We start from the raw sequence: 12,086 nt of genomic DNA, 5'->3' as shown, positions 1-12,086 counted from the left end.
AATGGGACGCCGCGACCCGGGTATCCGGAGGACTCTGGACAACGGCCGACGCGGCCAGAAATGACGCCGTTCCTTAGCCCGAGATTCGACGATCCGAAGGAGTCCCCCAATGACTGACGCAGTGACGACGAGCGCCTTGAACGATTCGTTCTCGGCCGTCTCCGGGGTCGACGACGGCGCCCGCATCTCACCGAATGGATCGAGACGCTCGGCGCGACACTGACGTCCCGTGACCATGAGACGATGAAGTCCCTGTTCCAAAACGAGTGCACTGCCCGCGACCTGCTCGCCCTCTCCTGGGACTTCCGCAACGCCGTCGGACGCCACGACGTCGCGACGCTGCTGACCGGCAGCGACAGCATCGAGTCCGCCGCAGATCGGCATCCGCCCGGCCGCTCCCATCATCCGCGAGGCAAGCAGCGGGGCGCCGCGACAATCGCCACTTTCCTGCACTTCAAGACGGCGACCGGAGCCGGGGCGGGGCACCTCCAGCCTTCGGCCTCGACGACGACGGGGCCTGGCGCGCCGGAACGCTCATCCTCTCGCTCACCGCCTTCGACAGCCACCCTGAGCTGATCGACGAGCCTTCCGTCCCGCGGGCCGAGAGCACGGACCCGTCCCGAACCGGCTCAGCTGGAACGGAGTCGCTCGACCACGAGTTCGCGACGGATGATCCGACGGCGGCCATCGTGGGAGCCGGCCAGCAACGGTTCGATGATTGCCGCGGCGCTTGCGCGCGCCCGGCATCCCCGCGAAGGTCGTCGAGAGCAACTGGCCATCGCGGCCGGCGACAACCGGCGCAAGCGCTACTCCTCCCCGCTCAGCACACGCCCGCTCTGGCGGTGACCGCCAGCTCCCGCACTTGCCTTCCCCCTCGACCTGGACCCGGTTCACCCCGGCCGACAAGCTCGCGGACTTCCTGGAGAGCCACGCCATGCGCCGCTCGATCTGCCCGTATGGACGGGATCGCTCGTGCAGAACGCGCTTACTTCGACGTCGGGACCGAGACATGGGCAACCGACGTCGTCCGCGCGGACGGCTCTGAGCGCGGCACCTCAACCCGCGCCATCTCTGGGTTCTCGGCGACCGGCACGAACGGCGCGCCCGAATCGCCCCGACTTCCTCGGGCAGGCGGAGTTCGCCGGCGAGGTCATCCACGCTGTCGACTTCCACGCGGGAGCGAGCCGTGGGTCGGCGAGCGCCGTCGTCGTCGCCGGCAGCGGCGCTGCGGCGGCCACGACAACGCACGGTGACCTCGCCGAGCACGGTGTGGAGGGTGACCGCCATGATCCAGCGCTCCGGCATCGGCTTCAAAACGCATCCACCTTCCACAAGCGTCATGCATGCGACCCACACCAGCGGCAAGTGCTGTCTCCTCGATCAGGGCGACCTCGATCAATCGCCGCCGTGCCGTTCGGACATCTCCCTCCTACGGAGCCGGCCAACTCGCAGAAGCTGAACGCACTCTGATCGCGACATGCTCGGCGCGCGACTGGAAGGCGGGATTCGAGCCGAGCGAGCGGACCCGGAGGGCAGGGTGTCCTCGGCCTGATCTTCGGGCCTGAACGCGACCGGCTACTACTACAACGCCGGTGCATCCGGACCTCATCGCGGACGGCCTGGTCAAGCTCGATCACGGCAGTGCTCACCGGATTCGGCCCGACGGTGTCACGCTCGATGACGGTCGCCTCGTCCAAGCCGACCTCAAGCTGCGCTCGCGACGGGGTACCAGCCACCGACGCCGCTGCGCGGCAGCTTCTCGGCGATCCACCGCGGACGAGCTTCGGCGAATTCGCTCACGTCAGCGAGGACGGCGAATACGGTCGGCTCCGGCGCGGCTCCGGGCCCTGACGGGCTTTGGTCTCGCGATCTCTCCCCGGCATCGAGCACGGACGGTTCTATTCGAAGCTGTTAGCACTGCAGATCGCGGCGCAGGAAGCGGGGAGTCCTCTCGCGCCCGTGACCGCCCGAAGCGCGGCGTGAGCGGCGGCTGGCGCCGTCGACGCGCCGTGATCACCTCGAAACGTCTTATCTGGCGCAGTGCCCCAGACTGTCACTTCGCGGCTGGGCGCCGACGATGTGACAGCCTTCGGGCCCTCTGCTTCAGCCATGGTCAGCCGGTCAGTCCCGCGCCGACGGCTCGGGTGAGCCGGTGGAGCGCATCGGCGTCGAAACGGGCGTGGTCGGGGCTGGGCGCCGATCGAAAGCACTGGCAGTCGACGTCGCGCAGCAGTGCGGTGAGGGCCGTCGTGAGTCGCCAGTTGTCGTCGCGACGGAGCTGCGCCCGGCCGTGCTGTCCGCGATCGGCGCGTCCATGAAGTCGTGCACGCCGACGTCGACGTGCACGAGGTATGTCTCCCCTCGCCGATCCCATCCCACGCGGCGGTCGCAGCGTCGACGGGCGCCGCGAGTGAGGTCGGCCTGGGCGATGATGCGCCGCAAGTCGCTGCTCGGTGACCCTGTGCCGTTTCCCTGTCGGTGCTCTCTCGCGGGATCAACCGACGAAAAATGAGTGCGGTTTTTTTTTTTTTTTTTTTTCGGTCGGGAACGAGGAGCGACTCCACGTCGAGGATATTGAGGAGTTCGGGCTCGGCGCCTTTCAGGGCCAGCGCGTGCGCGACCCCCGCCTGAATCTGCAGCACCGGCCTTCGTGCTAGACCGGATTTTCCTGTCGTAGTGACGGTCGAGACACACCCGCCTCCTGGTCGTGCCCCGCGCGGTGTGCGCGCCCGAGCGCGCCGAGCGCCGGTGTCGCAGCAGCAGTGCTCGAGGCCGTCGCGACACCTGAACTACAGTGTCGGGACGGGTGCAGGATCGTCGACGGGCCGGAATCAGGCGCTTCTAGCGGTGCGGCTGGACGGATCGGTCGTCGACAGCCGCCTCACGGTCGGCCTCACCGCGCGGGACCAGCCGGGAGAGGGCGGCACCGACCACAACCATGCCAGCGGGGACCAGGAAGCGCGGCATGTCCGGCCGCTTCTCCGGATGAAATCCGCGAGGCCGGCGGACCGACGAGAAAAGCCACGTATCCGATCGTGGCGGTCACCGCAACACGCTGGGCCTGGCCAGGGCCTGGAGTCGCCGGCGGCGGACAGCGCGACCGGGAAACCGAGGGCGACGCCAAGTCCCCAAAGGATGACCGGACGCTCCCGCAACGATTCGATCATCGACGAAGATGATGCCGAGATGAGCCCGGCCGCGGCGGCCAGCGCACTGTACGCGTCAGAATCGCGGAGCGCCCGTACCGTTCAACGAGCCTCCCTCCCAAGAAGCGCGCGACCATCATCGACAGCGAGAAGATCGCGCAGATGGCGGAGCCTGGCAGGCGGCGCCGGAAGCCGCGACTCAATCGACCATTGGGAGGGGCAGCCAGTCGTCGGCGGAGCCTTCAGCGGATAGCCATGGCCAGCACGACTCCGCCGATCACCAGGAGAACGGGATCGCGGAGCGGTGCCGAACACCCGCGCGGAAGAAGCATCCTGAGCGTCGCTGCGGCCGGCCACCGCCCGATCGACACGCGGAATATGGGCGGGCGATCGTCGATAGGAGGACCGATCCCACCACCGCGACCAGAGCGAGGTGAAGGACGACCGGTACATCGAACGCTGCGGGAGATGATTCCGGCGGCCGCTCCGATGCAACCGTTCCCGGTGGCCGAGCGAACCCATGAAGCGCGGGAAGCACCGACCGACCGAGGAGGGACTCGATCTCCGCCCCTTCGACGTTCATTGCGACCTCGCCTCCGCCCATCCCGAGGCCGCCGAAGAGACCGAGCCCGATCGCGGCCAGGAGCGGCGATCCCGCACCAACGTGGCGGACGCCGATCATCACCATGCTGAGGGCGATGCTGCTGACGCCCGCCGTGATGACCACGCGCGCTCCCCATCGCGAGACGAGCGGCCCGGAACACAGGATGCCGAGCATTGGAGCCGACCGAGAGTCCGAAGAGGATCAAACCCATCCTCGGCAGTCGTCGCGCCGAGTCGATCCCCTGCACATCGGGCGTCCGGGCCACCCATGATGCGAGACCCGATCCTGGAACGAGGAAGAGCGCAACAGCCTGACGGCGACGAAAGGTGGCGGCGATCACGAGTGTCCTCCCTGGCGTGTACATCCACAGACGAATCCGTGTACGGGAATGTACATGCCTCATCTGGTTCAACGGGCTGCCAGATGAACGAGGCGACGATCGAGGAGGAATGCAGATGGTGGCAGCGGTCTCGGACTCGACACGACCCCAAGTCATCATCGTGGGCCACCTCGCGTGATCATCGAGCACGGTGTGCACCACACGACACCGACTGATCGCCGAAGCCGCGGAGGTCCTGCCCGGGTCGGTCACCACTTCGCGTCACCGAGATCCTCCGACGTGAAGCTTTCCGCTCGCTCATGGAGTCGATGTCGGCGCAACTCGAATCCGCTCCTCAGCGGCGCGCGCGATCGAGGAATCCTGCATTCGCATCCTGGCCGATCTGATCTTCGACAGCGACTACGTCGGCGCCGAGTCGATGGCGCGCTGTATGAGATGTACTCGTTGGCATCCCATGATCCCGCGGTTCGGCGAGTTGTCCTGCACGTGGCTTCGTGTCCGGCGCGCAAGCTGGAGCAGCACTGATCCCGTGACCAGCGCGTCCATTGATGCGTTCGTCGAGGGGTGGCTATTCACCAGTTCGCCCGCGAAGCCTTCGCGCAGAGGTTGATACGGTGCTCCGCAGAGTTGCTGCGCCCGAGCTGAGTTCCACGGAAGCCCCACATGATAATGATCGGCCACGAGGCGGCCGGCCGAGTCGAGGACTCCACGGCTGTCCTGATGGGTGTCGATGCCCGGCGACGATCTCGCGGACGACTGCGCTTCGAACGGTGTTTGTTGTCGCTGACACGTCCTGGGCGGTCACGCGTCCGATCAGGGTGATGGACAAATCGGTGATGAGACCACAGGCCGCTGGGCTTCATCAAGTAATGACTGCCGATCGGACGCTTCAAACGGTGTCGGGTTCGATAATTCAGACCAAGACAGCCCGGCTAGCGCCGATACGCGATCGAGCCGAACCCCCGCGACACCACCAAGGCAATCACCGATATTGCTGCGCGGCTACTCGACCAGCAGGTACCTTGCTGATCGAGGGCAGTTCGCGCAGCGGGCGTCCGGAGATCCGCCCTCCCGGCGACGGCGTGCTGGGCGCGCAGCGCCAGGAACTCGTCGGCCATCGCCAGCTGCTCCTCGAGCTTCAGCTCGGCGGGCGGCGCGGCGATGAAGGCGTCGAGGCGCGGATCCCGGCCGCCTCCTCCGGGGTGGCTGCGCCCGAGGCTGTCGGCGACGCGCAGCAGCTCGGCCATCGCGTCGAGCGAGAAGCCCAGCGGCTTCATCCGCCGGATGAGCAGCAGGCGGTCGACGTCGCGCTCGGTGTAGAGGCGGAACTCCGCCGACTGTGCGCCCACTGGCCGCAGCAGCCCGATCTCGCCGTAGTGGCGGAGGGTGCGCAGCGAGCGATCGAGGAGCGGGTCGGCGAGCTCGCCGATGCGCAGGGTCGCCTCGACCTCCCTGGCCGTCCGCTCGTCCGTCATGCGCTCCGCCGCCGCCCCGGGGTGCGCCCGCACCTCCCCCACGCCGCGGGGTCGCGCCGATCCGCCCCGCCCCCATTCTCCGGCATTGCCGGAGCGCTCCCGCGCGATGTGGCGCTCCTCCCCGACAACCGCTCGACAGAGCTGACCCGCCCCGGAGCCACCCCATGGCCTCACCGCCCCCAGCCCAGCACTGGGCCGTCACCGTGCTCGACGCGCTGCGCTCGCCGCGGCAGCTGTCGCGCGAGGTGCTCGCCGGTACGGCGACGACACTCTCGCCCTCGTGCCCGGTGATCTCGCCCTCGGTGGTCGCGGATCCGATGGTCAGCCTGGTCTCGTCGACGATCGTGCTCGCGCTCACCATGTCGATCCTCGGCGGGCGGCCCGGAGTGATCACGGCGGCGGCCGGATCCGTCGCGCTCGTCATCGCCCCGCTCGTGAGCGAGAACGGGGTGCAGTACGTGCCGCTGACCGTGATCCTGGCGGCGATCCAGACCGTGTTCGACCGCGGCCTCGCGCGGCTGATGCGGTTCATCCCGCGCTCGGTGATGATCGGCTTCGTCAACGCGCTGGGGATCCTGATCTTCCTCGCGCAGGTGCCGCACGTGATCGGGGTGCCGTGGGTCGCGCACGTGCTCGCGGTGACGATCGCGATCATCCTGGTGCTGCCGCGCTTCACGCGGGCGGTGCCGGCTCCGCTCGTCGCGATCGTGGTGGTGACCACCGCGGACGTCGCCGGCCTGGACGTGCCGGACGTCGCCGACGAGGGTCCGCTCACCGGCCAGCTGCCCGGCATCACCCTGTTCCTGGTGCTGCTCACGCCTTCGAGACGCCGCAGCTGATCCTGCCGACCGCGCTGAGCGTGGCGTTCGTGGGCCTGGAGACCCTGCTGACGGCGAAGCTCGTCGACGAGATGACGGACACCCTGTCGCACAAGGGCCGCGAGTCGTGGGCGCTGGGCGTCTCAACATCCTCGCGGGCTTCTATGGCGGCATCGCGGGCTGCGCGATGATCGGGCAGACCGTGCTGAACGTGAAGACGGGGCGCGGCGCAACCCGCCTCTCGACGATCGTCGCGGCGTTCCTCCTGGCGCTCGTGACCGGGCTGAGCCTGCCGATGGGGCGGATCCCGATGGTGGCGCTCGCCGCGGTGATGATGGTCGTGGCGATCACACGGTCGACCGGCACAGCCTGTCCGTCGACGCTGCGGGAGGATGCCGGCTCCGGAGACGCTTCCATGGTGGTCACGGTGGTCGTCGTGGTGGCGACCGACAACCTCGCGCTTCGGCGTGCTGGTGGGAGTGGTGCTGGCCGGCGATCCTGTTCGCCCGCCGGGTCGCCCACGTGATCGCGGTCGAGCGCGTCGTCGCGGAGGACGGCGGGTCGGTGCGCTACGACGTCACCGGTCCGCTCTTCGGCAGCAACGACCTGGTCGACTGCTTCGCCTACGCCGACGACCTGGCGCACGTGGTGGTCGACCTCCGGCACGCGCAGATCCGGACGCCCGACTGCCGCGGCGCTTCCACCCTGGACGAGACGCTACCGCGACCACGGCGCGACCGTGTCGATCGAGCGCTGGACGAGCGCAGCATTTATTCCACCAGGCCGAGCCGGACGCCCTGGAGCAGGGTCAAGCCCCTGGGGCCGCGCCGTCGGAGCCGCTGGATGGTCGGGAACGGAAGGAGCACCATGTCGACCGAACCCTCCCGAGGAGCCGCTGCCCGACTGGAACGACATCCCGCTCGGCACGATCGCCGAGCGCATCCGCCCCTGGACGAGGACGGCGCCTACCGCCCCGCCGAAAGCTGAAGCAGGCGGCGCACGGACCGCGCGCCGATCATCCTCCGCTCAAGTGGCTCGTTCAGCTCCGCGAGGGCGCCGAGCCCGCCGGCCGCGTCTGGAGTCGCTGCCCGAGACGTCGCAGGGGTCCACCGGGTCGCCGGTGTCGCCCGCCACCGGGCCGCCCATCAACTCCGCCGTCGCACGGAGGCCGTGATCATCCCGGCGCAGCCGCGCTGACTGCACACGGTCCGCCTGAAGCAGCCGCCAGAATGGGGACAGCCGATGACGGCGACCGGACGAGGGAGCAGTACCTGGACAGCGACAGGACCGACCTCGATGGTCGCCGCGTCCTTGATCGCCCTCGTCGTCTCGGAGTCCTTCGAAGCCGTGCGGGCCACCGCCTCGGCAGGTCGGAGGGCTTCACCCGCGTGGGCCTGACCGCCCTCGGCGTCGCGGTGGTGGCCAGCGGCCGCCGGCTCGGCGATGGAGCTGCCCACCGGCACCGCCTACGCGGTGTGGGTCGGGATCGGGGCCTCGCCGACCGTGCTGTACGGCGCATGTCCTTCGGCGGCGAGGGCTTCGCTCGCTCGTGCGCACGCTGCTGGTGTTCGGCATCGTGGCGTGCGGATCGGCCCGTGTCCCGCACCGATCCCGGCGATGCCACTCCCGGTGCGCGACACGCCGGGGAGGCGTACCGAACCGGCATCTCGCTGCGCGCACCCGGGGGATGGTTGCAGTGGAGCGCACGGGCTCGTAGGCTCGTGTCACTCAGGGAGAACGGTCGTTCTACCGTTCTGCTCTCCCGTCTTGAGGAGGAACCATGCCTACCGTTCTGCATCAGCACCGCCTGAACGGCTCGCCCGAGACCGGCGAGGGCCGAAGTCGAGCCCGAGCTCGAAGTCGGCACCTACGACGTCTCGTTCCCCAAGCGCGCCGCCGACGACGCCAACGGCGCCACCAGCCCCGAGGAGCTCCTCGGCGCCGCGCACTCCGCCTGCTACGCCATGCAGTTCTCGGCCGTGCTCGGGCAGGCCGGCGGCACCGTCGAGGCCCTCGACGTCCGCGCCGACGTCTCGCTCGGCCCGACTCCGTGGGCGGCTTCCGCCGACCGATCCACCTCGTCGTCAGCGGAGAGGTCTCCGGCATCGACGAGGCCGCCTTCAAGGCGGCCGACGAGGCCAAGGCCACGTGCCCGGTCTCGAAGGCGCTGACCGGAGTCGAGATCACCCTCGACGCCACCTTCGAGAGCTGAGCCCCGGCTCCACGCACCCGAGCACCCCGTCGCGCACCGCGGCGGGTGCTCGCACCAGGCTCCGCGTGCTGATCGAGCAGCCCGCCCCGCGGGCGTCCGGAGACTCGCCGAGGATGCGTGCCGTTCCTCCCGGGCAGCTCGGTCTCGGTGCCGCCTCGCGGGTCTCGGTACGCGCCCCTGCGGGGCTACTCGACCAGCGGAACGGGGTGTCGTCGACTCCGGCAAGGAGCCCGCCCGCGCCGGACAGGGAAGACTGTGCAGATGCCTCCCGATGACGAGCGACGAGAGCGGTTCGAGGCGCTCGTGGCCCGGACCGCGATCCGGTGCGCCGCCACCTCCGGGCCGCCGGACCGACGAGGCGACGGCCGACGACGTCCTGTCCGAGACGATGATCGTGCTCTGGCGGCGGATCGACGCCGTGCCCGAGGAGGAGATCGCCTGGGCGATCGGGGCCGCGCGCCTGCAGCTCGCCAACGCCGAGCGAGGCCGCCGCCGGCAAGGACAGCTGGCGCACCGCATCCTGGTCGTCGATCCGCGCGAGGCGTGGCCCGAGGTCGACGACGGCACCGCCGACGCGCCGGCCCCGCGCGCGCTCGCGCAGTTGACGCCCGCCGACGCCGAGCTGCTCCGGCTCGGTGTGGGAGGAGCTCGCGCCCCGCGAGATCGCGCAGGTCCTCGGAGCGACTCCGGCGCCGTCTCGGTGCGGCTGTACCGGGCCCGCGCCAGATTCGCGGCTCTCTGGAGGGCACCGGCGGCGCCGGACATGCAGGAGGAGGGGAGCGGACGACCGATCCCGACGCGCAGGAGCTGCGCCGGCTGATCCGCGCCGCCGACCCCGCCTCGTCGCTCGCGCCCTTGCGCGACGACCAGCTCGCCCGACTCGCCCAGCACGCCATCGCGGAGGACGCCATGACCCAGAAGCCCGCCATCACCCTGCCCGCCCGGCCGCCCGTCGCCGGGCGCCCTCGACTCGGCGCGCCCGCCGGAGGGCTCGCGGCCGCCGTCGCGCTGACCCTCGCGCTCGGCCCCGGTACCGCGCCGACCCGCCTCGACCAGCCGCTGGCCGGCAGCGGCCTCAGCGCGATGTGCGCCGTGGTCACCGCCGAGGCGATCGCCGACCTCGACACCGCCCGCGCCGAGGCGACCGGGATCGACGGCGACGTCGTCACCCTGTCGGTCCTCGACGTGCTGCACGGCGACGTCGGCGACACGGTCACCGCCACGCAGGGCGGCGGCATGGCGACGACGGCGAGCCACGGTTCGACGAGGGGATGACCTATCTGCTCGCCACCCGCGACGGCGTGATCTCGACGTGCGGCCGAGCGGCGAGGATCGCCCGAGCCTTCATGCAGGCCGCACACGGAGGCGTTCCTGGGCTGACTGCCTGACGCGGGTTCACAGTAACGAAGGAAGGCGATGCGGCGTAGCCCCCGGGATCCGCGTGATCCGAGCGGCGGACGCGAATCCTTCCTTCGTCGTGAACGCCGCCCCGGCCCTCAGCTGTCCGGGCGCAGTGGCGAATCGCGCTTCCACCGGCCGATGATCCGCGGCATCGGGACCTGCACGTTCGCCGATCGCCGCCAGGACGCCATGACCGCCGCACCCTCCTCCGCGCCGCCACCCTCGTCGGGACGGGCGCGGCCGTCGCCCACCCCCACGCGCAGGTCCCTCGCCACCCGCGCCGACGTGCGGATCGTCGCGGCCGACGACGCCGATCCGGCCCGCGCCGCCGAGTTCGCCGCCGAGCGCTACGGCATCGCCGCGCACGGCACGAGCATCGACGACCTCCCCGGAGATCGACGCCGCGCCGGCCTCTGCGCCCTGCCCGTCCACGCGGCCCAGGCCGAGGCGGCCTTCTGCGCGGGACGCCGGCACGTCGTCGTCGAGGAAGCCGCCGGCGCTCTCGCTCGCCGAGGTCGGTCGGGATGTCGAAGCCGCGGCCGACGCCGCCGGCCGCCCTCCTCGCCGTGGTCTTCCAGCAGCGCACCGGCACCGCCGCTCGCGCACGCGAAGCGGCCGCTCGACCTCCGGAGCGCTCGGCCGGGTGCTTCGTCGCCCGCCGCGACACCCTCTGGTACCGCGACCCCGCTCTACTTCGCCGTTCCCCTGGCGCGGCACCCGGGGAGTTCGGAGCGGCGCGGCACCACGCCCGGCCACGGCATCCACCAGATCGACCTGCTCGCGCACCTCGTCGGCGACGTGGTCGAGGTGACCGGCCAGGCCTGGCGCGAGGCGCGCGACATCGAGACCGAGTGACGTCTCGACCGGCGTGCTCCGGTTCGCCCCCGGAGCCGTCGCCTCGGTGCTCACGTCGGCGGTCTCGCCGCGCGAGGTCAGCGCGATCCGGGCCTCGACACCGAGCGCGCCACGATCGAGGTCGAGCACCTCGACGGCCACGGCCGCACCCACTGGCGCATCACCCCGTCGCGCGAGGTCGCGCCCGAGGAGGCGGGAGGCCTGGGCGTTCCCCGACGGCGAGGACGTGGCCGAGCGGCCATGCGCCGTACCTCGACGCCGTCTACGACGCGATCGCGACCGGTGGACCGCTGCCGGACAGCCGCCTCCGGACCGGCCTTCGTGCTCGCCCGAGATCGTCGCGGCGCTGTACCTCGAGCAGCCGCGGCTGCGCCTGGTGCGGATCGACTGAGCTGGCCGATCCCGCCCTCCGCGGCCCGATGCGCGCCAAGCCGTGCAGGACCAGCGTCCGCGAGCGCCGTCGAGCTCGCCGCCGGCCTCGGGACGCTCGTGCTCGCGGAGGACGCACCGCGCCACGTCGAGTCGCCGCGGCCCTTCGTGCATCCGCTGCGCACCCTCCGGCGCGGTGTGTCTCGGACCTGCGCCCGCCGGATCACGACTGGCACCACGGCCTCTCCCTCGCGGTGTCGAACATCCGCGTCGGCGACGACCCCGACGAGATCAACCTCTGGGGCGGCGTCACCTGGGTCACCGGCGACGGCTACCGGCAGCTCGACAACGGCTCGCAGCTCGTCGAGTCGGTGACCCGCGAGCACGACTCGGTGCGCCTGCGCCTGGGCTGGTACGACGCGCACGGCCGGCGGTTCCTCGAGGAGGAGCGACGCTTGAGTGTGCACGAGGGCTCGACGGCGACGCTGCTCGAGATCGTCAGCGAGTGGACGTCGCTGACCGACCGTCCGCTCGGCTTCGGCTGCGACCACGGCCGGGCGGCCGGGTGCGGCTACGGCGGGCTGTTCCTCCGTGCCGCACCGCGCCTCGAGGGCGCCCGCGTGCTCGCTCCGCACGGCGAGAGCGACGAGGCGATGGGCCGATCGGAGGAGTGGCTCGCGCTGGTCGGCGCGGGCGTCACCGTCGCGATGCGCGCCGATCCCGAGAACCCGGTGGCGCCGACCCGTGGTTCGTGCGCAGCGAGGGCACGCCGATGCTGTGCGCCGCGCCGTTCTTCCACGAGGTCTGGACCCTGCCGCCCGCCTCCTCGGCGCGCTGGCGCTGGCAGGTTCTCGTCGCCGACGGCG

The 12,086-nt window shown here is 70.9% G+C and carries 12 protein-coding genes, 1 pseudogene and 1 riboswitch; of the genes and pseudogenes, 12 read left to right on the top strand and 1 reads right to left on the bottom strand.

The features are described 5' to 3' along the window. Positions 1 to 243 precede the first annotated feature (243 nt). Positions 244 to 576 carry a hypothetical protein gene (locus AC0CII_RS12995; protein WP_465229669.1) on the top strand — a complete coding sequence of 111 codons (333 nt, stop codon included), beginning with the start codon at positions 244 to 246 and terminating at the stop codon, positions 574 to 576. A gap of 3,597 nt (positions 577 to 4,173) precedes the next feature. Continuing rightward, a complete protein-coding gene (locus AC0CII_RS12990) occupies positions 4,174 to 4,305 on the top strand; it encodes a hypothetical protein (protein WP_465229668.1) in 132 nt (43 codons plus the stop codon). Positions 4,306 to 5,022: 717 nt separating this feature from the next. On the opposite strand, the gene AC0CII_RS12985 is transcribed toward AC0CII_RS12990, so the two are convergent. After that, positions 5,023 to 5,598 carry a MerR family transcriptional regulator gene (locus AC0CII_RS12985; RefSeq protein ID WP_465229667.1) on the bottom strand — a complete coding sequence of 192 codons (576 nt, stop codon included), beginning with the start codon at positions 5,596 to 5,598 and terminating at the stop codon, positions 5,023 to 5,025. Between the two features lie 131 nt (positions 5,599 to 5,729). On the opposite strand from AC0CII_RS12985, the gene AC0CII_RS12980 reads away from it, so the two are divergent. The 10 genes and pseudogenes from AC0CII_RS12980 to AC0CII_RS12935 all read left to right on the top strand — a co-directional run. Further along, a complete protein-coding gene (locus tag AC0CII_RS12980; RefSeq protein WP_465229666.1) occupies positions 5,730 to 6,404 on the top strand; it encodes a hypothetical protein in 675 nt (224 codons plus the stop codon). Positions 6,405 to 6,433: 29 nt separating this feature from the next. After that, complete coding sequence (locus AC0CII_RS12975; RefSeq protein ID WP_465229665.1) at positions 6,434 to 6,574, top strand: hypothetical protein; 141 nt, start codon at positions 6,434 to 6,436, stop codon at positions 6,572 to 6,574. Next, complete coding sequence (locus AC0CII_RS12970; RefSeq protein WP_465229664.1) at positions 6,571 to 6,909, top strand: hypothetical protein; 339 nt, start codon at positions 6,571 to 6,573, stop codon at positions 6,907 to 6,909. Before AC0CII_RS12975 ends, AC0CII_RS12970 begins: the two co-directional genes overlap by 4 nt. Then, a complete protein-coding gene (locus tag AC0CII_RS12965) occupies positions 6,906 to 7,370 on the top strand; it encodes a hypothetical protein (protein WP_465229663.1) in 465 nt (154 codons plus the stop codon). Before AC0CII_RS12970 ends, AC0CII_RS12965 begins: the two co-directional genes overlap by 4 nt. 246 nt (positions 7,371 to 7,616) lie before the next feature. Next, a riboswitch (guanidine-III (ykkC-III) riboswitch) is annotated at positions 7,617 to 7,681 on the top strand. 482 nt (positions 7,682 to 8,163) lie between these two features. Next, on the top strand, positions 8,164 to 8,595 hold the full coding sequence (locus tag AC0CII_RS12960; RefSeq protein ID WP_465229662.1) for a hypothetical protein: 432 nt from the start codon (positions 8,164 to 8,166) through the stop codon (positions 8,593 to 8,595). Between the two features lie 271 nt (positions 8,596 to 8,866). Continuing rightward, positions 8,867 to 9,415, top strand: coding sequence for an RNA polymerase sigma factor (locus AC0CII_RS12955; RefSeq protein WP_465229661.1), 549 nt, complete (start codon positions 8,867 to 8,869; stop codon positions 9,413 to 9,415). 89 nt (positions 9,416 to 9,504) lie between these two features. Then, positions 9,505 to 9,870 carry a hypothetical protein gene (locus AC0CII_RS12950; protein ID WP_465229660.1) on the top strand — a complete coding sequence of 122 codons (366 nt, stop codon included), beginning with the start codon at positions 9,505 to 9,507 and terminating at the stop codon, positions 9,868 to 9,870. Between the two features lie 264 nt (positions 9,871 to 10,134). Continuing rightward, positions 10,135 to 10,851 (top strand): hypothetical protein, encoded by a 717-nt coding sequence (locus AC0CII_RS12945; protein WP_465229659.1) that lies wholly within the window; start codon positions 10,135 to 10,137, stop codon positions 10,849 to 10,851. 13 nt (positions 10,852 to 10,864) lie between these two features. Next, on the top strand, positions 10,865 to 11,242 hold the full coding sequence (locus AC0CII_RS12940; protein ID WP_465229658.1) for a hypothetical protein: 378 nt from the start codon (positions 10,865 to 10,867) through the stop codon (positions 11,240 to 11,242). A gap of 28 nt (positions 11,243 to 11,270) precedes the next feature. After that, positions 11,271 to 12,034: pseudogene (locus AC0CII_RS12935) on the top strand (DUF6807 family protein); the annotation flags it as partial. Positions 12,035 to 12,086: the final 52 nt, after the last annotated feature.

The sequence above is a fragment of the Rathayibacter sp. AC182 genome (assembly GCF_979253875.1).
Note: the sequence above shows the minus strand (reverse complement) of the source record. Positions and strands in the feature narration are given on the sequence as shown.

Bases quoted from the DNA above. Each gene is read 5' to 3' on its own strand.
- AC0CII_RS12945 (WP_465229659.1), top strand. From the start codon at position 10,135: ATGATCCGCGGCATCGGGACCTGCACGTTCGCCGATCGCCGCCAGGAC.
- AC0CII_RS12995 (WP_465229669.1), top strand. From the start codon at position 244: ATGAAGTCCCTGTTCCAAAACGAGTGCACTGCCCGCGACCTGCTCGCC.
- AC0CII_RS12980 (WP_465229666.1), top strand. From the start codon at position 5,730: ATGGCCTCACCGCCCCCAGCCCAGCACTGGGCCGTCACCGTGCTCGAC.
- AC0CII_RS12990 (WP_465229668.1), top strand. From the start codon at position 4,174: ATGAACGAGGCGACGATCGAGGAGGAATGCAGATGGTGGCAGCGGTCT.
- AC0CII_RS12950 (WP_465229660.1), top strand. From the start codon at position 9,505: ATGACCCAGAAGCCCGCCATCACCCTGCCCGCCCGGCCGCCCGTCGCC.
- AC0CII_RS12960 (WP_465229662.1), top strand. From the start codon at position 8,164: ATGCCTACCGTTCTGCATCAGCACCGCCTGAACGGCTCGCCCGAGACC.
- AC0CII_RS12970 (WP_465229664.1), top strand. From the start codon at position 6,571: ATGATCGGGCAGACCGTGCTGAACGTGAAGACGGGGCGCGGCGCAACC.
- AC0CII_RS12955 (WP_465229661.1), top strand. From the start codon at position 8,867: ATGACGAGCGACGAGAGCGGTTCGAGGCGCTCGTGGCCCGGACCGCGA.